Origin of the sequence: Gynuella sp. (assembly GCF_050297175.1) — a bacterium.
Classification (GTDB): Bacteria; Pseudomonadota; Gammaproteobacteria; order Pseudomonadales; family Natronospirillaceae; genus Gynuella.
The window spans coordinates 1-21,188 of sequence record NZ_JBNKSF010000043.1; the positions used below are offsets into that span (position 1 = coordinate 1).

The following is a 21,188-nucleotide window of genomic DNA, read 5'->3' on the forward strand; positions in this document are numbered from 1 at the left end:
TATGTACTCCGCCATCAATATTTATCATAGAGATGGATTTGATGTTTGGGATAAGCCACTCGCCAAAGAAAAGATCCTGAAACTCCCACAAATCCAATCACAGTCAAACTTAAAATGGGAAGAAGGTTAACGAAGAAATCATCTTTTGAACCATGCCATCGCTTCCCCCATCCCTGTAGCCCTTGGCACAGAAGTCGCGAAGGGTTAAAAACGCAGGACGCGTTTTTAAGTCCGGATGAGACAGGACGTCGAACCCGGACGACCCTTGATCAGCGACATCTGTGCCAAGGGTGTTCGCGCAAGCGAACAGGCGAAGCCCAACTGGGTTGGGGTGCCCTTTTTATTTCACTTTTTGGGCACACAAAAAGGGAAGGCCCGCCCGGCCTGAGGGCACATAGAACGAAGGGAAACAACATGACCAACTGGCAATACACCAAAACAGAGTTTTACCATTACCCCGAAAAAACAACCCTCCCTGGTGGTGTATATCAGCCCAGCCTGATACACAACGCTTTCCATGCGTTGCTATCTGTCCGGCTACGGCATCCATGCCTTCGCGCGCAGCGGAGCAAAACAATGTTTTGCCCATCTCCGCATCGCCCATGGCCGGTCATTCAACGGCATAAAGCTTCTCAAGCTTTGTCGGCAACCTGCTTCAACTGACGACCGTTCACATACATAAACATGAAACCAACCTCTTACACAGCCCCGAAACCGTTAGCCAGACAACGTTATCTGTCAAATCAGAGAACTCTCCTCGCTACCAATGCAAATCATAACAACCGAAATCCCCCCCATCACTGCAGCAATCCACAAACAGCAGCATCTCCTATCCATAACCCTTTCAGGTAGCAAAGCAACCTTTTATGACTTCCCCACGTCACATAGTTTATGTCTGCCATCCAGGACCATCACAGGCAACGGGCTTTATTCAGTCTTTATGCTTGAATGACGGTTATGATGTTTATTGAATGGTTGAGGTGTACTACTATTCGTCCGGCTTTACTTATAACCGTATCCGGGCAGGAGCAGTCATCCGGCCTGGCTGGTGGTGCAAATTCATACAACAAGGAGTTAATTATATGACCTGGGATCTGACCGGTATCGAAAGTCTGATATCCAAGCATGAAGGCTGGAGTGTCCAGAACGAAGACAGCTGTTTGCGAGTCGCTAATGAAGATGGGCTTGATGCATATATTGCTGTCAGCGGTGCACAGATTATTGTTGAATCCATCTTGTTTGCCAAAAAACAGGTAAAAAATACTGCCGCCCTGAATGAGGAAATCCTCAAAACCCACCAGATTTTTCCGTTGACGACAATCGGTATCTCCACCATCGACGGTGAAGAGTACTACACTTGTTTCGGGTCACTATCGTCACAATCTAAAGAGGAAAGTATTGTGATCGAAGTTGAAACCCTGTTCGACAATATCACTGGCTTTCTCAATGCCTATGATGACTATTTAACTGAATAAAGGGAGATTAAACATGAGTGTTTGGAAAAAGTTAGTCACTGCTGTTAAAGGTGGCGTGAACGAAGCTGCGGAGGCAGTGGTTGATAGTCAGGCGCTGCGTATTCTGGATCAGGAGATTCGTGAAGCCAAAGAGGAACTGCGTCGTTCTGATACTTCGCTGGCACAGATTATGGCCAAACGAAAACTGGCAGAACAAAAAGTCAGCAGCCTGTCAAAGTCCTCCAGTGAATACGAAGCCCATGCCAAAGCGGCTAACGAAAAGGGTGATCGCCAGCTGGCACTGGATTGCGCTCAAAAAGTGATGGAACTCCGTGCTCAGATAGACACAGAACAACAGTTTGTTGATCAATTCACCCGCTCTGAACAGGATCTGCGTAAGAACATTACTCAGGCTAAAAACAATATCCGCCGGATGGAACAACAGGTTGATATTGTCAAAGCCACTGAGTCCGTTCAAAAAGCCCAGACTGCGGTATCCAGCCGACACATGGGTGCCAACAGCAAGATGAAAACGGCAGCAGAATCCCTGACCCGGATCCAACAGCGTCAGAACGAACGTCAGGCACAACTGGAAGCGGCAGAAGAGCTGGCAGAAGCTGAGTCCGGTGATGAACTGGACAAGCGTTTGAAAGATGCGGGTATTGCCGGCTCAACAGGTTCAGCTGACGACGAACTGGCCAGAATTCTCGGGAATTAATCCCGAATGCTGGTAATTTCAACACTCAAAAAGTTGTTGATGCGGCACTTCATGGAGCTGCGCTGGCACAGTATTTTACTGGCCATCGTGGCTTACATGTTATTGAGCTGGGCAATTCTGTGGGTTTGTGGCGAAGTAGCCTTGACCCGCAGTCATGACTTTATCTACTGGCTCATTGTCACTGCCTCAACCGTTGGTTACGGTGACCTGTCCCCGGAAACCGTTGCAGGGAAGTACGCTGTCGCCTTTCTGGTGATCCCTATGGGGCTGGGGCTGTTCGGCCTTACCATCGGTCGCGTGGCGGCCTTCGTATCCTACCAATGGCGTAAGGGAATCAAAGGTATGAAAGCATTGAACTACGACAATCACATTCTGGTCATTGGCTGGAATGAGAACCGAACGCTGCAGTTGATCCGCTTACTGCAACAGGAAATGGAACAACAAACAGAGCGTCAACATATTGCTCTGTGTGTCAGGGTGGAAGTTGAGAACCCAATGCCAGACAGCATTGGCTTCACTCGAGTAAACAGCTTCAGCAATGATGCGGATATGGAACGCACCTCGCTGGAAAAAGCCAGCACAATCATCATCGATACCCGTGATGATGATGTCACCATGACCACCGCCCTGTACTGTAGCAGCAAAAACCCTCAAGCCCATATTATCGCTTATTTCAATGACGACACACTCGGAGCACTGTTAAAACAGCACTGCCCTAATGTTGAATGCATGCCCTCGGTGGCCGTAGAGATGATCGCCAAGTCTGCTGTCGACCCGGGCTCCAGTGCCCTGCACTATCAACTACTGGCCGTCGATGAGGGCATGACCCAATACTCCATGAAATATCATGGCCAACAGCCAGTCACTATCCGTGACCTGTTCAATACCTTCAAAGAACGGTATGAGGCAACCCTGATCGGTCTCGCCAGAGCCGGCACCAAGACCCTGCAGCTGAACCCGGCACTGAATGATCATATTCAGCCAGGGGATACGCTGTACTACATTGCTGAAGGGCGTATCAATCATATTGATTGGGAGAATTTCCGTGTTTAGTAAATGGTTTGGCAAAAAGGATGATTCTGCGACCGAAGTGAAAGCCCCGGAGATCATGGGATTGCGCATCGGTGGTGCATTTGAACTGGATGATCTCAAGCTTCGTTTGATCGAACCGGATCTGATTGTCGAAGGTGTGGCCCGAACGCAGCTGATACAGGCTGTCGGCATGGTCAAGCTTGATGAGAGCAGTACGGTGCTGCGTTACTACACCGATGATGATGGTTTTCTGCAGGTACTGCTGACCGGCGGCATGACAGAGCAACACATCTCCGATGTCAAACTCTGGTACTTTTATCAGACCGAAGGTGTCAACTCGGATCATCAGTGGAATGAACTACTCAACAGCGGCATCAGCACTCCGGAAACTGAGTTGGAAGGATATCATTTCAGCCGCGTATGGGGGGGTGTTGGCGGCGACTCGCCACCAGTAGCCATGACGGAAACAACCTGGCAGCAAGATGGCAGCGAAAGTGAAACCGATCAATTTATGATGCTTTACGAACGCGAAATCAAAGATGGCCATTTCGAGTACCTGATCAAATCAGGCGAAGAAAAAATCATTCACAATCAGGCCGACCGATGCCTGGTCATCAGTACCGGTCTTGATATCCACCACGCGGATATTTCCATCATCGGCTGAGACCCGGTTGTACAGACGTCAGCCGTTCATATACGGTTTACAGGAAAAACAACGTCATGTTGTTTTTGGACCAACAATTTATAAGAGGGAATACATACACATGAACACCATCGCACACTCATTGACAGGACTGGCAAACTTTGCGCTGTATTTTGCGATTGCCCTGGCTTTACTGCTGATTTTTAAGGTGATTTACACGGCTATCACGCCGCATGATGAATGGAAACTGGTCAAAGAAGAAAAGAATACCGCTGCGGCCACCGGCCTGGCTGGTGCCATTATTGGCTTTGCCCTGGCTCTGGGCAGTGCAGCGTCGAACTCGGTTTCACTGATTGATTTTGTCATCTGGGGAGTCGTGGCTCTCATCGCCCAGCTGATCGCCTTTGCCATAGTACGCTTTATTTTCATGCCGAAAATTGTTGAGCGGATCAACCATAACGAAGTGTCTGCCGGAATCATGCTGGCGGGTATGTCGGTTGCTGTCGGCCTATTGAATGCGGCCTGTATGACTTACTGAAAGGAAGCTGATCATGAAAAGAACCCGTGCCATTAATCTGGACCGGATGCGTAAAACCCGCTCCGGCCATGCCGTAAAACCTCTGGCTCTGGCCATCGCAACGACAACCCTGGTGGCCTGTAGCAGTAAAGAAGAAGCGGTTATCTACCGCGATGTCAACCAGTGTATCGAACAGAACCCAAGCAAAGAAGCTGCGTGTCAGGCTGCCTATCAGGAGGCCCTGAAAAAAGCTCAGGATACCGGGCCGAAATACAATTCCCGCAGCGACTGCGAGGTGGATTTTGGCGTCAATAACTGCTCCCCTTATAACAACAGTGGTCACAGCTGGTTCATGCCGGCCATGGCTGGTTTCATGCTGGCGAACCTGATTGATCGTAATAACTATCGCTCAGCACCGCTGTATACCTCCTACTCTTATGGCTCTCCAGCCTATGGCCATTGGACCACCGTGGATGGCAATGTCTATGGTAGCAGCCGTTCCTATGGCTCTGTCCGGGTCGACAACGATGCGTTCAAATCCAAGCCGAAAGTGACTCGCACCATTTCCCGTGGCGGCTTTGGTTCAACTGTTTCGGCCAAATCCAGTTGGGGAGGTTCATCAAGAAGCAGCTCCCGCAGTAGTTGGGGAGGATAGTCCAAATTGTTGCGTCACATGATCAAGGAACGGGAAAACTGGCGCACCAAAGCCGATGAATTCGGCTTTAAATTCCATACCATGTACGGCGAAGCCTATTGGGATGAGAGTGCCTACTACCAGCTTTCCCTACGCCAGATAGAAGAGGATCTGGAAGACCCAACCCGGGAACTGCACCAGATGTGCCTGGCAGCCGTGGAAAAAGTCGTTGCCGACGAATACTGGCTGCAGAAGTTTCGCATCCCTCAACCATTCTGGGATTGGATTCTGAACTCCTGGCGACAGCAGGAAAAGAGTCTTTATTCCCGTTTGGATCTGGCTTATGGCGGGATTGGCCCAGCCAAACTGTATGAAAACAATGCCGACACCCCCACCAGCCTGTACGAATCTGGATTCTGGCAATGGTTATGGCTCGAAGACAAAGTCAACAGCGGTGAAATTCCACGCCAGGCAGACCAGTTCAATTCCTTACAGGAGAAACTGGTCGATCGTTTCCGGTTAATGAAACTTGAGCATCCAGGCGAAACCCTGCATTTTGCCTGCTGCAAGGACACCGAAGAGGACCGCGGTACGGTTCAATACCTGGAAGACTGCGCCAATGAAGCCGGTATAGAGACCCGCTTTGTTTACATCGAGGATGTCGGCGAGGGCGAAGGCCAGGTCTACAGTGATCTTCAGGATCAGGTCATTACCTGGATGTTTAAACTCTATCCGTGGGAATTCATGCTGCGGGAAGAATACGGCTCGATACTGCCCCATGCCGGAGTTTCCTGGATGGAACCACCCTGGAAAGCAATTCTCTCCAATAAAGCACTGATGCCACTGTTATGGAAGATGTTTCCAGGTCACCCCAATCTGTTGCCGGCCTTTTTTGAAGAGGATCTGGCCAACAGCGGCATGACCAGCTATGTGAAGAAACCGATCTTCGCACGGGAAGGTTCCAACGTCAGCATTCATATTGACGGTGAGGTCATGGATTCATCGGAGGGGCCTTATGGCGATGAGGGCTTTATCTACCAGGAATACTGGCCACTGCCCGAATTTGGCCACAACTTTACCTTGATCGGATCATGGCTGGTGGACGATCAACCGGCTGGGATCTCCATTCGTGAAGACGCCCAGCGCATCACCCAGGATCTGTCGCGTTACATTCCGCATATCATTCTGGGCTGATCACAATTCCGGCTTTGGAGCCATCTGCAAACCTGACGATGACTCCAGGTCCGGAATTACCTGTCCTTTCAGCTTTAACAATTGCTGCGCCAGCTCCGGCTTGCGCAGATACTCCTCGGCAATCTCTGCAAACAGCTCCAACAGTCGGTTACGGGTTTTCGCGTTACGAACAATTTTGTACTGTCGCTTGATCATCCTGACTGCCAGCTCAATTTCCTGTTGGTCGCGCAGATAAGTACCCAGTTCCAGCGCCTGTTCGCCACTAAATTCAAATTCCGGTTGTTGCTGCCAAACCTGGCGCAAAATTCTGGTCAGCATAGCGGGCTGGTTGGACTCGGCCAGCTGTGCCAGCAAACCACCACCACCGCGATTCAAACGTTCATACTCACCGGTAAACGCCAGAACCTTAAAATAACGTTCCAGCATGGACAACTGTCCGCGCGAATCCCGGCATGACTTTTCCATCACCTCCAGTGCACTGTTGTACTGGCCATTGTGTAGATGAATATGAATGTTGGGATCCACCTGATTAGCCATTCTCCGCAACCGCAGATCCTGTTTGGTGGCACCAAGATTCAACTCAAACCGATACTGATGAACCAGATAGCCCAGCAGCGAAAACATGACCAACATAAAATAGAAACCACTGACCGCACCCGCAGTTTGACCGATCGTAGGACCAAGCAGATCCATCAGCAGTTGGCTGACCGACGCCGAACACAATGACATCAAGACCATATAGAAATATACCAACCCATAGGCCCAGCCGATGCGGATGATCATGCCCGCCAGGTTCAGGGGATTCAACGCCATGGCCAGGTCACCTTCCATAGCCAGCATGATCATACTGACCGGCAGGCTGGCGATAAAAAACAACACCAGTAGTACCGCCAGTAATGGATGCAGAAAATGCCCGACCAGCATGACCAGTATCACCATCGCGATGATGGCCAGAAACTGCTTGAACACCAGTCCGAAACGTTCACCACTGAAGATTTCCGCCACTGGTGGTGCCACCATTTTGCCGTGTGCCACGGTATCAATAACCCGGTAGCCATATTGCAGCTGCAGCAGAAACAGTAGCAACCCAATGATCAAACCGATCCAGCTTTCCGGCAGCAACGCACTGATCAGCGACACACTCAACATAATCAAAGCCTGCCCTTGAAAGGGGTAGCGGAAAAAATCAGACAGCCGGTTCCAGAACGGAATCACATCGGTTTTATTGGGTTGGTAAGTCAGCTCCTGCTGGCACCCGTAACACAGCGGATAACCCTCTTCAGTCGTCGGCGCACGCACGCATTGATCGCAAAAATCTTTCCGGCAATGTTCACAATACCAGCGTGCCGGCGACACAGGGTGATGGTAACAAAACGACATGGGTTCGCTGTTCCAAAGTCAATCAGTCAATGTGCATTTATAGAAGTTCCATCTTCAAAGCGCAATTGCGGTCCTTATTAACAGGCTAACCAAAATTTGCCGATCACTGCTTGCGAGCAGCAGTCAGCGATAGATATCCACTTGAGGTGGCTGTCCGGCATGACCATAACCACGATACATACCACCGGTATTAAACGGGAGAGCAATATTGCCCAGATAGTCCACCGCAATCAGACCACCATCACCGCCCAGTTCCGCCAGACGGGTGACTGCATTATTGCAGGCCTCTGCCAGGGTCATGCCGGCATATTCCATGCGGGCAGAAATATCATAAGCCGTTACAGCCCGCATAAACATTTCCCCGGTACCCGTACAGGATACCGCCACCGTGCGGTTATTGGCATAACAACCGGCACCGATCAGCGGGGTATCGCCAACCCGCCCTACCTGCTTGTTGGTCAAACCGCCAGTTGAAGTCGCTGCCGCCAGGTCACCTTGTGCGTCCAGCGCTACTGCACCCACAGTGCCATACTTATTGTCCGGATCAATTGGATCCCCTGAAGCTGCCGCTGCACCATCATGGTCCAGCATCATACCGCCTCGCTGCCGGGCACGGTGCAGCTGCTGCAACCGATCTTCGGTGGAAAAGAAATCCGGCGCCACCATCTCCAGACCATGCGCCAGGGCAAACGCCTCAGCCCCGTCACCAGTGAATAACACATGCTCGCTATGCTCCATCACCGCCCGCGCCAATAACACTGGATTTCTGACCCGGTTGACACAACTGATCGCACCAGCCTGCAGGGTTTGACCATCCATGACACTGGCGTCCAGTTCATGGGTCTGCTCATGGGTAAATACTGCCCCATGACCGGCATTAAACAACGGACACTCTTCCAGCAAGCGCACCGCTTCGGTGACTGCATCCAGGGCACTGCCACCAGTGGCCAGGATCTGCTGCCCGGCAGCGACGATCTCTGTCAGGGCCTGCCGAAATGAGTGTTCTTTACTCGGCGTCATGGCACTGCGGGCAATCGCCCCGGCACCACCATGAATCACAATTACGGGCATAGACATACAAGTTTCCTGAATCAAACAACGGTCAGACGGTACAGGTTAAACCATCAAAAATCCCCGGCAATCTCCATGATCAGATTTTTTTGTAGGCCACACATTGCAGAGGCTACAAAATGTGTGTTAACAGCCTGTGTGAAACTCCGTATAATTCGCGCCCTTTTATTTTCGTTCCTGACCAGGAGAGGTAACTATCGTGGATTTTCCCACCCGTTTCGATGTCATTGTCATCGGTGGCGGCCATGCCGGAACTGAGGCCGCTCTGGCAGCAGCCCGTATGGGAGTCAAAACCCTGCTGCTGACCCACAATACCGAAACCATTGGGGTGATGAGCTGTAATCCGGCCATTGGCGGTATTGGCAAAAGTCATCTGGTCAAGGAAATCGATGCCCTTGGCGGTGCCATGGCATGCGCCACAGATAAAGCAGGGATACAGTTTCGTACTCTCAACAGCCGCAAAGGCCCAGCCGTTCGTGCTACCCGTGCCCAGGCTGACCGCGCACTGTATCGTGCCGCCATTCGTGAAATCGTTGAACATCAGCCGGGTTTAAGTATTTTTCAGCAGGCTGCTGACGACCTGATCATCCAGGGCGACAAGGTTACCGGGGTGGTGACTCAGACCGGCATCCGGATTTATGCCACAACCGTGGTATTGACCGCCGGTACATTCCTCGGCGGCAAAATTCATGTCGGCATGGAAAACTACTCCGGCGGGCGGGCGGGCGATCCACCGGCCATTGCCTTATCCCATCGCCTGCGTGAGTTACCGTTTCGGGTCGACCGTTTGAAAACCGGTACCCCGGCGCGCATTGACGGCCGCACCGTGGACTATTCCGTGATGCAGGCCCAGCCCGGCGATACACCATTACCGGTCATGTCCTTTATGGGCTCGGTGGCAGAGCACCCACAGCAGGTGAACTGCTATATCACCCATACCAGCGAACAGACCCACGACATCATCCGCGCCAACCTTGATCGCTCACCGATGTACGCCGGCGTCATTGAGGGCATCGGTCCGCGTTACTGCCCGTCCATCGAAGACAAAATCGTGCGCTTTGCCGACAAAACCAGTCATCAGGTCTTTGTTGAGCCAGAAGGTCTGAGTACCTTTGAGCTGTATCCCAACGGCATCTCCACCAGCCTGCCGTTTGACGTCCAGGTAGCTTTCATCCGCACCCTGAAAGGCTTTGAAAACTGTCATATCACCCGTCCGGGTTATGCCATTGAGTACGATTTCTTCAACCCACAGGATTTGCGTCACAGCCTCGAAACCAAGTTTATTCAAAACCTGTTCTTCGCCGGCCAGATTAATGGCACCACCGGTTATGAAGAGGCCGGTGCACAAGGACTGTTGGCGGGTGTCAACGCAGCGTTGCGGGTACAGGAAAAAGACCCCTGGTCACCACGCCGCGACGAAGCCTATCTTGGGGTGCTGGTCGACGACCTGATCACCATGGGCACCAAAGAACCCTATCGCATGTTTACCAGCCGGGCGGAATATCGCCTGCTGTTGCGCGAGGATAATGCCGATGCCCGCCTGACAGAAAAAGGCCGCGAACTCGGGCTGGTCGACGACGTCCGTTGGGCCGCTTTCTGCGCCAAAATGGAAGCCATCGAACGGGAAAAATCCCGTCTTACCTCTACCTGGGTACAGCCAGGCACAGAAGCCGGCGATCTGGCTGCCAAAGTACTCGATCAACCATTGACGCATGAATACAGCCTGATGGACCTGCTCAAGCGCCCCAATGCCAACTATGCCATGATCGCAGGCCTGAAAGGTGAAGCCCCCGGGCTGCCCGAACAAGTGACCGAACAAGTGGAAATCGCCGCCAAATATGATGGCTATATCAAGCGTCAGGAACAGGAAATCGCGGCACTGCGGCGCCAGGAAAATACTCGCCTGCCGGATAACTTCGATTACGACACCATCAGCGGTCTGTCCAATGAAGTACGCCAGAAACTGAAAGAGGTACGTCCGGAAACCATTGCCCAGGCCGGTCGCATTCAGGGAGTTACCCCGGCAGCGGTCAGTCTGTTGTTGATTCAATTGAAAAAAATGGCTGCTGCCAGGAAAACAGCGTGAGCACTCACTATCAGGAAAAGCTTTTAACCGCTGCCCACCAACTGGGCATTGACATCCGTGACAACCAGATAGAACAACTACTGCACTATCACCGGCTGCTGGCGAAGTGGAACAAGGCCTACAACCTCACGGCCGTGCGTGACGCCGATGACATGATCGACCGCCACCTGATCGACAGCCTGGCGATTCTGCCATTTATTCAATACGACGATATTCTCGATGTTGGCAGCGGTGGAGGTCTACCGGGACTGGTCATTGCCATTATGAATCCCGACATTCATGTCACCGTGCTCGACAGCAATGGCAAAAAGACCCGCTTTTGCACTCAGGTGAAACTGGAATTACAGTTGTCGAATGTTACGGTCGTGCACACCCGACTGGAAAACTATTGCCCCACACAGCCCCATACCTGTATAACCAGCAGGGCTTTTGCCAGCCTGCGGGATATGGTGGAATTATCGGCAGACTGCGGCGAGTCCGGTACTGTCTACCTGGCTATGAAAGGGCAATATCCGGAAGCGGAGCTGGCAGAGCTGCCGGCCACGGTTGAATTGCTCAACGTGAAAGAACTGCTCGTGCCGGGAGCGGATGGCGAACGGCATCTGGTAACACTGGCCAGGATTTAGCTGACCGGCACGCCATGATTTCGTTTGAACACCTGTGCCAGCTTCCCGGTCACGGTTATCTCACCTGTCGGAGACAATCCGATCAGGCGGACGCCATCATATAATATCCGGCGTCTCTATTTCGTCAGTCCATAAAAGGGAAGTTACGCCCGGACCGGGAATCGTTCAGGCGTTACAATGACACTCGCAATGACCGGCGCACACACAACCGTCTAACCAGCAGGAAGCGTCGGTAAACGGGCACAACAGAATAAAACACAGAACCAACAAAGGGTTGCATCTTGGCTAAAGTATTTGCAATTACCAATCAGAAGGGCGGGGTCGGGAAAACCACGACTGCGATCAATTTATCTGCGTCTTTAGCGGCAACCAAACGTAAGGTATTGGTTGTTGATCTTGATCCTCAGGGCAATGCCACCATGGGTTCCGGCATCGATAAAAACGAACTGGAACGTTCGGTTTATGAGGTCATCACCAATCGATGCCACACTAACGAAGCCGTTCAACAGAGTGAATCCTGTCATTATGATCTGCTGCCAGCCAACGGAGACCTGACTGCAGCGGAAGTGGAACTGATGAACATTAAAATGAAGGAACACCGGTTACGCTATGCCCTGGCGGAAGTCAAAAACAACTACGATTACATCTTTATTGACTGTCCACCGTCGCTGAACATGCTGACGGTCAATGCCCTGTCGGCTTCCGATGGCGTCATCATTCCAATGCAGTGCGAATATTATGCACTGGAAGGACTTGCAGCACTGCTGAACACCGTGGACAACGTCAGTAAGATTCTGAATCCGAAGTTGATTGTCGAAGGGGTACTGCGGACCATGTATGATCCTCGCAACAGCCTGACCAAGGATGTGAGCCAGGAATTGATCACTCACTTTGGCGATACCGTGTACCACACGGTGATTCCGCGTAACGTGCGATTGGCGGAAGCGCCCAGTTTTGGTGTGCCGGTACTGACTCACGACAAACAGAGTGCTGGTGCCATGGCCTATCTGGCGCTGGCCGGAGAGATCATTAACAGGCACAATAACGGCCCTTCGGCGGTGCCAACCGCCTAGCAGACTATTGATTTTTGTTGCTGAGGCAGTGAAGACAAAGAATTTTTCAGGAACCCCCATGTCAGTCAAAAAGAATCGCGGTTTGGGTAAAGGTCTGGGTGCTTTGATTTCCCAAACCCAGAAACCGGAACCGGTAGATACCGAAGAAGCCCTTAAAAACGGCGACCTGAAACATGTGCCCGTCGAATTGATCCAACGGGGTCAATATCAACCGCGCCGGGATATGCAGCCGGAGGCGCTGGAAGAACTGGCAGCCTCCATTAGAGCCCAGGGAGTCATGCAACCGATCGTCGTTCGTCCGATTGGTCCAGAGCGTTACGAAATCATTGCCGGTGAACGCCGCTGGCGTGCAACCCAGATGGCCGGTCTGGCAGAGATACCCGCTGTCATTCGCGATGTCAGCGATGAAGACGCCATTGCCATGGCATTGATTGAGAACATCCAGCGTGAAAACCTCAATCCCATCGAAGAAGCCCTGGCACTGCAACGACTACAAAAGGAATTCGAACTGACTCAGCAGGAAGTCGCTGATGCCGTCGGCAAAAATCGCGTCACCGTAGCGAATCTGCTGCGTTTGATCAGCCTGTCTGCTGAAGTCAAAAAAATGGTTGAACATGGTGACCTGGAAATGGGCCATGCCCGTGCTCTGCTGTCGCTGACCGAAGCCAAGCAAATCGATGCCGCCCGGCAGGTGGTACAGAAGGGTTTGACCGTACGCCAGACCGAAGCGCTGGTGCGTCAGCTACAGGAAGGCAAAAAAACCAAAGTCGCTCCGAATACGCGGCTCGATGCCAATATTCGCAACCTCGAAGATACACTCGGCAAACGTCTTGGTGCGCCGGTGGATATTCAGCATGGTAACAATGGCAAAGGAAAACTGGTCATCAAATATAGCTCCCTTGATGAGCTGGATGGAATCCTCGGCCACATCAAATGAGACATCGTATCCGTGCGGCCGGCATCGCCATCCAGAATGACTGTGTGTTGCTGGTCAAACACATCCAGCATGGCGAAACCTGGTGGGTACCACCAGGCGGCGGCTATGAAAGCCAGGATCAATGCACTCAAAACACCGTTAAACGTGAATTTTTTGAAGAAGCCGGGCTCACTGACGTAACCGTCGGCCCTCTTATGTTTGTTCGGGAATTTATCGAGGACCGTGCCGATGTATTTCACCTGGAACTGTTTTATTCAGTCACTGGCTGGCGCGGCGATATACATCTGAATAATCTGGCCGGTCTCGGCGGGGACGAACTGCTGATTCAGGAAACCACCTGGGTACCACGCGACCAACTCGACGACATGGTGCTCTATCCGACCGAAATACGTTCCGATATCTGGCAACAACCTTCCCCAACTCTTGCCCGTCACCTGGGAACTTTTCACGAACTCGATGGCTACGAACGATAAAAGTCTGCAAAACACCTCTCTCATACGGTGCACACATCGTGAATCAGTGAAGACCGTGAATACCTTGGGTATGGGTGGCAATTTGAAGGCTTCATGTCTCTAGGGTATCGATCATGGCCGACTGCGTTTCCCGGCCCAAATTGTAGACTTTTATAACCACTGGCCTGTTATACTTAGCCACTTACTAACGGGACATGTTCCCTTCATCTGATATTGGATCGAAATATGAGTAGTGACCCGTCAACCAACCTCCTTAGCCTCGACTGCGAAGAAAGATATGATTATTTCTTAACAAAAGTAGCAGAAGAGCGGGACGTCTGGATTCTGGTGAATCAAGAAGAACTGTTTCTAAAAAACTACACTGAAGACAATTTGGAATACGTACTGGTCTGGCCGGATGAAGGTCTTGCACAGGCTTATTCGAAAGACCTGGATGGTTTTTCACCAAGAAGCATTCCCCTACCCCAGTTCTTTAATAAATGGATTCCCGGATTAACCCAAGACGGTATTGATATTGGTGTATTTCCTGGTCTCGATGATGACCTCTGGGTGTCTTCTCCGGCAGAGCTGGAAACCGAATTGAAAGCAGAACTCGCCAATCAGTTCTGATCATATCAACCTGAAATGCCGCATCATGCATGTCCAGGGTATTAACCCACATGCATTTAAAACTGGGAAAGAACAAAAAATCCCTCGTTTCAGCCCCACCATCAATAGACCTCCACAGGCCCGAATGCCGCATTCGGGCTGAAGCAAGCTGTACTCACTTCAGACATATCATGAGTCTACCGGGTTAATAGATACGCTTTTTGAATGATCACGCGAATCGGTTTGGAGAGTACGCTCAACCATCGTGTTCCCGTAGTTAAAACAGAATATTTCCGCCTTTAATAACCCGGCGATTAATTATATTGGGTTAATCGTGTGATGCAGGAACCCCTAGAGGCGTCGAACCACAACATTGGCGTGGTCAATACTGGCCCGGAGAAATCAAAATGTTCATGCGACATCCTCAGATTTCTCAGGGCGATCATCACAGAAATCAGGATGATCGATTTGATTACCAAGATAACAGTAAGCGCTATGACACTGAATCACGAACTGCAATAAATGCATCGACTGCGCGTTGCAAATCCTCACGGCTGTGGGCAGCGGATATCTGTGTACGGATACGTGCCTGCCCCTGAGGCACAACCGGGTACGAAAAGGCAATCACGTAAATGCCCCGTGCCAGCATGGCATCGGCAAAACGCGCAGCTTTGCCAGCATCGTACAACATCACTGGAATAATTGGATGTTCGCCCGGTAACAGATCAAACCCGGCCGCACTCATCTGTTCGCGAAAAAACGTCATATTATCGTGCAGAGTCTGACGCAGTTCACGACCCTGCTTGGCCAGTTCCAGCGCTTTAATTGCACCGGCCACCACAGGTGGTGCCACCGTATTGGAAAACAGATAAGGCCGAGATCGCTGGCGCAGTAATTCCACGATCTCTGGACGGCCACTGGTGAAACCACCACTGGCACCACCCAATGCTTTACCCAGCGTACCGGTGATGATATCCACCCGACCCATGACGTTACGATATTCGTGAGTTCCCCGCCCGTGGGTGCCAATAAACCCGGTCGCGTGGCACTCATCGATATGTACCAGTGCATTATACTGATCCGCCAGTTCACAGATTTTATCCACCTGGGCAATGGTGCCATCCATCGAAAACACCCCATCACTGCTGATCAGTTTAAAGCGCGCACCGTCTTTATCCGCTTGCTGCAACTGTGCTTCCAGGTCAGCCATGTCATTGTTTTGATAACGATAGCGTTTGGCCTTACACAAACGAATACCGTCAATAATACTCGCGTGATTCAGTTGATCAGAAATCACGGCATCGGCATTCGTCAGCAGGGTTTCAAACAGTCCACCATTGGCATCAAAACAGGAAGGATACAAAATCGTGTCTTCGGTTCCGAGATACGCCGTCAGCTTTTTTTCCAGCAGCTTATGAATACTCTGTGTACCACAGATAAACCGGACGGATGCCATGCCATAGCCCCACTCTTTCAGACCGGACATAGCTGCCTCCGAGACTTGCGGATGCTGCGCCAGCCCCAGGTAGTTATTGGCACACAGATTAACCACTTCACCTCCAGGCACACTAATATGGCTGCCTTGAGCCGTGGTGATTTCACGCTCGTGTTTGTACAATCCGGCATCACGGATGGATTGCAACTCAGCGACCAGATGTTGTTGAAAGTTCTGATACATATCGGAAACCTCTGTTATTAACCTGCATTGCGTTCTAATCGATGATAAACACTACTGGCATCACATGGTTAATCAAGCCAGTTCAAAATGACTTTTCCAGCTTTACCGCTCTTCATTTCCGCAAAGCCCTGTTCAAATTCGGTGTAGTGCAGACGATGGGTAATGATTGGAGTCAGGTCCAAACCTGATTCCACCATGACAGACATCTTGTACCAGCTTTCATACATCTCCCGACCATAAATACCTTTAATGGTCAGCATATTGAAGATGACGGTATTCCAGTCGATAGCAACCTCTTCCGGCGGAATCCCCAGCATGGCAATTTTCCCACCATGACACATGACCTTGAGCAGATCTTTAAACGCCGATGGATTTCCGGACATTTCCAGCCCCACATCAAAGCCTTCCTTCATTCCCAATTGCGCCTGAACCTCGCTGATAGATTCAGTTCGGACATCAATACCGCGAGTGGCACCCATGTTTTCCGCCAGCTTGAGACGATCAGGATTTATGTCGGTAATCACAACATGACGGGCACCGGCATGACGACAGACGGCCACGGCCATGATGCCAATCGGCCCGGCACCGGTGATCAGCACATCTTCACCTAACAGCGGAAAACTCAAAGCCGTATGCACGGCGTTTCCAAACGGATCGAAGATGGCCGCAACATCACGATCAATATCTGGTCGATGCTCCCAAACATTGGCCATGGGTAACACCACATACTCGGCAAATGCGCCTGGCCGGTTCACACCGATACCACTGGTATCAGCACACAAATGCCGGCGCCCGGCCATGCAGTTACGGCAACGGCCACACACTACATGTCCTTCCCCCGATACCAACTGGCCAGGACGAAAGTCATTCACGTTAGAGCCGACTTCGACAATCTCGCCGACAAATTCATGACCGACAATCATAGGCACCGGAATCGTTTTTTGGGCCCAGGCATCCCAGTTCCAGATATGCATATCAGTACCGCAGATAGCTGTGCGGTCGACCTTGATCAAGACATCATTGATGCCTGGCTTCGGCTCCGGCACATTCTCCAGCCATAAACCTTCAGCCGCTTCTTTTTTGACGAGTGCTTTCATGTTCTTCCCCTGGTTGACGACAGGAAACAAAACGCCAATCTAACACGTTGATCCACATGGAGGTATATCACTATTGACGGGCTCTGAAAGTGCGCCTGTCATGAATACGTAACACCCTTTTTGTCATAACCTGTGAAAAGATGTCCGTCACAATATTCTGTCACCAGATTCCAATAGCGGGTTATTGCCTACTCGCGATATAACACGTCTTTGCCATGCCGTAGCTCCAGGCCCTGACGTTCGGTTTTTTTTAGACTTTTTACCACCAGCGAATAAGAATGATCAATCATCCGCTCAATTTCACCATCGGGTAACGAACCGTCGACCAACACCGTATTCCAATGTTTTTTATTCATGTGATAACCCGGCAGAACGGCGCTAAACACATCACGCAACTGCACCGCCTGCAAGGGATCACATTTGAGATTGACACTCAACATTCCGTCACCGCGCACAGCAGACAAAGCAAACATTTTATTGTGTACCTTAAATACTGATGCTTCCGGACCAAATGGATAATCCTCAACACTTTCCGGCTTACTGAGCAGGTATTGTTTTAATTCATTTTCAGTCATGTCAGATCCAAAAAAAATACAGGCATATCAAGAATTGTATCAATCATTACCAGCTTAATCGTAAATAACGATACCAAACTCAATGACTCATTGTTATGGTAACCAGATGGAGGCTGCCATGAAAACAACAACTCAATGCCTTATGATGATACTTCTCACTATCAGTGCCTGGAGCTTCGCCGAAGAGACTTCCCCTACCGCACAGGAACTGGTTGCGCGCATAGATAAACTCTATCGCCTCGATTCCAGTCACGCCACCATGACCATGGATATCCAAACGCCAGAATGGCAACGCAGCATGACCATGGAAGTCTGGTCGCGCGATATGGACTACACCCTGGTGCGGATTTTGACGCCCAAAAAAGATGCCGGCATCGCCACCCTGAAACGACAAAATGAAATGTGGAACTACTTTCCCAAGATCCGCAAAGTCATCAAGGTACCACCGTCCATGATGATGGGCTCGTGGATGGGTTCGGATTTCACCAACGACGATCTGGTGCGCGAAGTCTCACTGGCGGAAGAGTACGATGTTGTGCTCGACCGCACAGAGTCGCAGTATCTTCTGACGCTCACCCCTAAAGAACAGACCGTCACCGTCTGGGGCCGTATTGACATTCTGATCGACAAAACCAGCTTGTTGCCAGTACAGGAAAATTACTTTGACGAGGACGGCACCGCCATGCGGGAAATGTATTTTTCTGATGTGCGGGAATTTGATGGCAGGCAGTTACCGGCCGTGATGGAACTGAAACCGTTAAACAAAGAAGGACACCTGACCCGTGTCACTTATGATTCCCTGAGCTTCAACACCGAAGTCGATGAATCGCTGTTTACCTTACGCAATCTGAAAACGCTGAAATAATCCGGAGCCACCATGTCATTGCCATTGACTGTCAAGCTGGCGATGCGCAATTTAAGACGTAACCGCCGCAGAACCATTCTGACCGGCCTGAGTATGTTCGGAGGCTACATTCTGCTGGTATTGTCACTGTCATTGCAGGATGGTTCCTACGACTCAGTGCTGCGTACCTACACCCGCGATCACAGCGGTCACATCCAACTGACACAAGCGCAATATCTGGATCAACCCACGCTGTACAGAACCGTACATGATTATCAGACTTGGATCGAACGCATTGAACAACTTCCATTTGTTCGACAGGTCACGCCGCGTATTCAGGCCGCCGCCCTGGCCTACGGAACGGACAAAGCCGCACCCGCCATTGTGTATGGCATTGACCCGCTGCGGGAACAACAAACCTCATACCTCGGTCAAAAGATCAGCCAGGGACATTTTTTCAGCAGTGACATCAATGCCGATGGTTACTCTCAGGCTATGATCGGTTACAGCCTGGCCAGACAACTGCAACTGGCGGTTAATGATGAGTTGGTGCTGATATCCCAGGGGGCAGATGGCTCCATGGCCAACGATGTGTATATTGTCAGTGCTATCATCGGTGACCACGATGCTCCCGAGCGTCTGAATATTTATCTGCCACTGCACGCCGCTCAACAATTTTTTGTGCTGCCCGATCAAGTACACCGACTGGTGATTCTGACCCACGACTATCGACAGGCCGAACCACAAAGCCGGACACTGAATACGCAACTGGCCACCGGGCTACAATCGCAGCAGTTGCGGTTCAGCCCTTGGCAGGACATCGAACACGAGTTTTACCGCACCATGCAGGCTGATAAACAGGGCAATGTGATCTCCATGTATATTGTGGTCTTTCTGGTCTGTCTGGGGGTGTTGAATACCATCCTCATGAACATACTTGAACGCACCGGCGAATTTGGCGTGCTCAAGGCCATTGGCACCTCACCGTGGCGTATTTATCTGCAAATCCTGCTCGAAACCCTGTTACTGGCACTGCTCAGCTGTATTGCCGGACTGATCATTGCACTACCGCTGAACTATTACTTTACTCATGTCGGTATCGCACTGGCAGAACCCATGGAAGTCTCCGGCCTGGTGTTTGAAAAAATGACCGGCATCATGACCCTCGGCATCTTTGCCGACCCGGTTATCATCATCTGTCTGGCCTCTGTCGCGGTGGCCATGATCCCAGCCATCCGTGCCGCCCGGCTGGTTCCGCTAGATGCCATGAGGAGGCTCTGATATGCAGCTGATCTGGAAATTGTCACTGCGCAATATTCTGCGTAATCCCAAGCGTTCACTGCTGACAGCACTGCTGATCTCCTGCTCCCTGGCCGCACTGATCTTCACCGATGGCTACATCATTGGCCTGTCTCAGGACATGATTAAATCCGCGACCCGGTTGTTTCCCGGTGACGGCCAGATCCATCACCCCGAGTATTTGTCTGGATATGAAGCCGACTACCGCTTGACCGACCCCAGCCTGATCCAACGATTGCGCCAGCAGCCACAGGTGGAAGCCGCAACCCAACGGGCCATCTCAGCCGCCATGATAGCCTCCACCGCCAACGTACAGTCGGTACAAATGCTCGGCATAGATGCAACCACAGAAGCACAGGTGAGCAAGATTACCCAATCCATCATCAAAGGCGCTTATTTGACCGGCACCAACCCTCAGGAAATTCTGCTTGGCTATCGACTGGCCAACAAAATGGAAGTTTCTCTTGGAGATAAGATCGTGCTATCGGTTCCACAGGTGGATGGCGGCGACATCAGCCAGAACTTATTCCGGGTATCTGGCATCTTCCGCTTTAACAGCAAACTCATGGACGAAAACATGGTATTCATCAACTTGGCCGATGCTCAGCGCATGCTCAACCAAGGCACAGACGTTCAGGAGATCGCCTTTAACTTCTACGACCCCGCGCTTGCCAGCCGGGATAACCTGCCGTTATGGCAGGCATTTTCAGGGGATCAAATCCAAGCACTGGGATGGCCACACATACTGCCCCAACTCAGCAGCATGCTCGGCATGATGGACTACTCCCTCGCCCTCATGGGCACAATTCTGTTCATCATTGCCGCACTGGGTGTCATCAATGCCATGTTCATGTCCATCTATGAACGCATGTGGGAATTCGGCGTCATCAAAGCCATCGGCACCACACCGCAAAGCATTTTTCTGCTGATTCTGACCGAAGGCCTGTTACTGGCGTTACTCAGCGTGATCATCGGCCTGATGCTCGGACTGGGTATCAACAGCTGGTTCGGTATGGTCGGCATCGACTACAGCCAGATGGAATTTTCCGGGGTGGCCCTGGTGGAACCCACCAAAACCATTATTCGGCCGCTGCAATACACCCAACTGCCTGTTTGGGTAATTGCATTGACACTGCTGGCCTGCATTTACCCAGCCTTATTTGCGGCCAGAATCATGCCGACCCAGGCACTGCACAAATCCCTTTAAAGGACACCCACTTTAACTTTTAACGGACACCCACTTATGACCCTGAAAAGTTTAAAGGACAC

The 21,188-nt window shown here is 51.2% G+C and carries 21 protein-coding genes; 16 read left to right on the forward strand and 5 right to left on the reverse strand.

Features of this window, described 5'->3' with window-relative positions; genetic code table 11:
* Window positions 1-1,082: 1,082 nt before the first annotated feature.
* The 7 genes from ACQY6I_RS17920 to ACQY6I_RS17950 all read left to right on the forward strand — a co-directional run bounded on the left by ACQY6I_RS17920 (window position 1,083) and on the right by ACQY6I_RS17950 (window position 6,192).
* Window positions 1,083-1,475: a DUF2170 family protein gene (locus ACQY6I_RS17920; protein ID WP_428242877.1), complete on the forward strand. Its 393-nt coding sequence runs from the start codon at window positions 1,083-1,085 to the stop codon at window positions 1,473-1,475.
* A 13-nt stretch (window positions 1,476-1,488) separates the two neighbouring features.
* Entirely contained in the window at window positions 1,489-2,172 is a 684-nt protein-coding gene (locus ACQY6I_RS17925) for a PspA/IM30 family protein (protein WP_428242878.1), read from the forward strand.
* Between the two features lie 6 nt (window positions 2,173-2,178).
* Window positions 2,179-3,225, forward strand: a complete 1,047-nt coding sequence (locus tag ACQY6I_RS17930; protein ID WP_428242879.1) for an ion channel — start codon at window positions 2,179-2,181, stop codon at window positions 3,223-3,225.
* Window positions 3,218-3,868 (forward strand): YjfK family protein, encoded by a 651-nt coding sequence (locus tag ACQY6I_RS17935; protein ID WP_428242880.1) that lies wholly within the window; start codon window positions 3,218-3,220, stop codon window positions 3,866-3,868. Before ACQY6I_RS17930 ends, ACQY6I_RS17935 begins: the two co-directional genes overlap by 8 nt.
* Window positions 3,869-3,968: 100 nt before the next feature.
* Window positions 3,969-4,385, forward strand: coding sequence for a DUF350 domain-containing protein (locus tag ACQY6I_RS17940; protein WP_428242881.1), 417 nt, complete (start codon window positions 3,969-3,971; stop codon window positions 4,383-4,385).
* 13 nt (window positions 4,386-4,398) lie between these two features.
* Window positions 4,399-5,019: a DUF1190 domain-containing protein gene (locus ACQY6I_RS17945; RefSeq protein WP_428242882.1), complete on the forward strand. Its 621-nt coding sequence runs from the start codon at window positions 4,399-4,401 to the stop codon at window positions 5,017-5,019.
* 6 nt (window positions 5,020-5,025) lie between these two features.
* On the forward strand, window positions 5,026-6,192 hold the full coding sequence (locus ACQY6I_RS17950) for a glutathionylspermidine synthase family protein (RefSeq protein ID WP_428242883.1): 1,167 nt from the start codon (window positions 5,026-5,028) through the stop codon (window positions 6,190-6,192).
* Here ACQY6I_RS17950 and ACQY6I_RS17955 read toward each other — a convergent pair whose 3' ends face one another.
* Window positions 6,193-7,572, reverse strand: a complete 1,380-nt coding sequence (locus tag ACQY6I_RS17955) for a hypothetical protein (RefSeq protein WP_428242884.1) — start codon at window positions 7,570-7,572, stop codon at window positions 6,193-6,195.
* Window positions 7,573-7,695: 123 nt separating this feature from the next.
* Window positions 7,696-8,649 (reverse strand): isoaspartyl peptidase/L-asparaginase family protein, encoded by a 954-nt coding sequence (locus tag ACQY6I_RS17960; RefSeq protein ID WP_428242885.1) that lies wholly within the window; start codon window positions 8,647-8,649, stop codon window positions 7,696-7,698.
* Window positions 8,650-8,842: 193 nt separating this feature from the next.
* Between ACQY6I_RS17960 and mnmG the strand changes: the two genes are divergently transcribed.
* The 6 genes from mnmG (at window position 8,843) to ACQY6I_RS17990 (ending at window position 14,447) form a co-directional block, all read left to right on the forward strand.
* Window positions 8,843-10,729 (forward strand): tRNA uridine-5-carboxymethylaminomethyl(34) synthesis enzyme MnmG, encoded by a 1,887-nt coding sequence (gene mnmG / locus ACQY6I_RS17965; RefSeq protein WP_428242886.1) that lies wholly within the window; start codon window positions 8,843-8,845, stop codon window positions 10,727-10,729.
* Window positions 10,726-11,355 (forward strand): 16S rRNA (guanine(527)-N(7))-methyltransferase RsmG, encoded by a 630-nt coding sequence (gene rsmG, locus ACQY6I_RS17970; RefSeq protein ID WP_428242887.1) that lies wholly within the window; start codon window positions 10,726-10,728, stop codon window positions 11,353-11,355. The genes mnmG and rsmG overlap by 4 nt, the downstream gene beginning before the upstream one ends.
* A 281-nt stretch (window positions 11,356-11,636) precedes the next feature.
* Entirely contained in the window at window positions 11,637-12,428 is a 792-nt protein-coding gene (locus tag ACQY6I_RS17975) for a ParA family protein (protein ID WP_428242888.1), read from the forward strand.
* A 58-nt stretch (window positions 12,429-12,486) separates the two neighbouring features.
* Window positions 12,487-13,365: a ParB/RepB/Spo0J family partition protein gene (locus tag ACQY6I_RS17980; RefSeq protein WP_428242889.1), complete on the forward strand. Its 879-nt coding sequence runs from the start codon at window positions 12,487-12,489 to the stop codon at window positions 13,363-13,365.
* Entirely contained in the window at window positions 13,362-13,838 is a 477-nt protein-coding gene (locus ACQY6I_RS17985) for an NUDIX domain-containing protein (protein ID WP_428242890.1), read from the forward strand. The genes ACQY6I_RS17980 and ACQY6I_RS17985 overlap by 4 nt, the downstream gene beginning before the upstream one ends.
* Before the next feature lie 225 nt (window positions 13,839-14,063).
* Window positions 14,064-14,447, forward strand: coding sequence for a DUF2750 domain-containing protein (locus ACQY6I_RS17990; RefSeq protein ID WP_428242891.1), 384 nt, complete (start codon window positions 14,064-14,066; stop codon window positions 14,445-14,447).
* Between the two features lie 472 nt (window positions 14,448-14,919).
* Here the strand turns inward: ACQY6I_RS17990 and kbl are convergent, their stop codons facing one another.
* From kbl to ACQY6I_RS18005, 3 genes are all read right to left on the reverse strand, one after another.
* Window positions 14,920-16,104, reverse strand: coding sequence for a glycine C-acetyltransferase (kbl, locus tag ACQY6I_RS17995; RefSeq protein WP_428242892.1), 1,185 nt, complete (start codon window positions 16,102-16,104; stop codon window positions 14,920-14,922).
* A gap of 68 nt (window positions 16,105-16,172) precedes the next feature.
* Complete coding sequence (tdh, locus tag ACQY6I_RS18000) at window positions 16,173-17,201, reverse strand: L-threonine 3-dehydrogenase (protein ID WP_428242893.1); 1,029 nt, start codon at window positions 17,199-17,201, stop codon at window positions 16,173-16,175.
* Window positions 17,202-17,389: 188 nt separating this feature from the next.
* Entirely contained in the window at window positions 17,390-17,776 is a 387-nt protein-coding gene (locus ACQY6I_RS18005; RefSeq protein ID WP_428242894.1) for an MmcQ/YjbR family DNA-binding protein, read from the reverse strand.
* A 118-nt stretch (window positions 17,777-17,894) separates the two neighbouring features.
* Here ACQY6I_RS18005 and ACQY6I_RS18010 point away from each other — a divergent pair, with 118 nt between their 5' ends.
* The 3 genes from ACQY6I_RS18010 to ACQY6I_RS18020 are packed head-to-tail and all read left to right on the forward strand — an operon-like array spanning window position 17,895 to window position 21,126.
* Window positions 17,895-18,641 (forward strand): outer membrane lipoprotein-sorting protein, encoded by a 747-nt coding sequence (locus ACQY6I_RS18010; protein WP_428242895.1) that lies wholly within the window; start codon window positions 17,895-17,897, stop codon window positions 18,639-18,641.
* A gap of 12 nt (window positions 18,642-18,653) precedes the next feature.
* The gene (locus tag ACQY6I_RS18015; RefSeq protein WP_428242896.1) at window positions 18,654-19,901 is read left to right on the forward strand and encodes an ABC transporter permease; all 1,248 of its coding nucleotides are present in this window, start codon (window positions 18,654-18,656) and stop codon (window positions 19,899-19,901) included.
* Window position 19,902: 1 nt separating this feature from the next.
* Window positions 19,903-21,126: an ABC transporter permease gene (locus tag ACQY6I_RS18020; RefSeq protein WP_428242897.1), complete on the forward strand. Its 1,224-nt coding sequence runs from the start codon at window positions 19,903-19,905 to the stop codon at window positions 21,124-21,126.
* The last annotated feature ends 62 nt before the right edge of the window (window positions 21,127-21,188 follow it).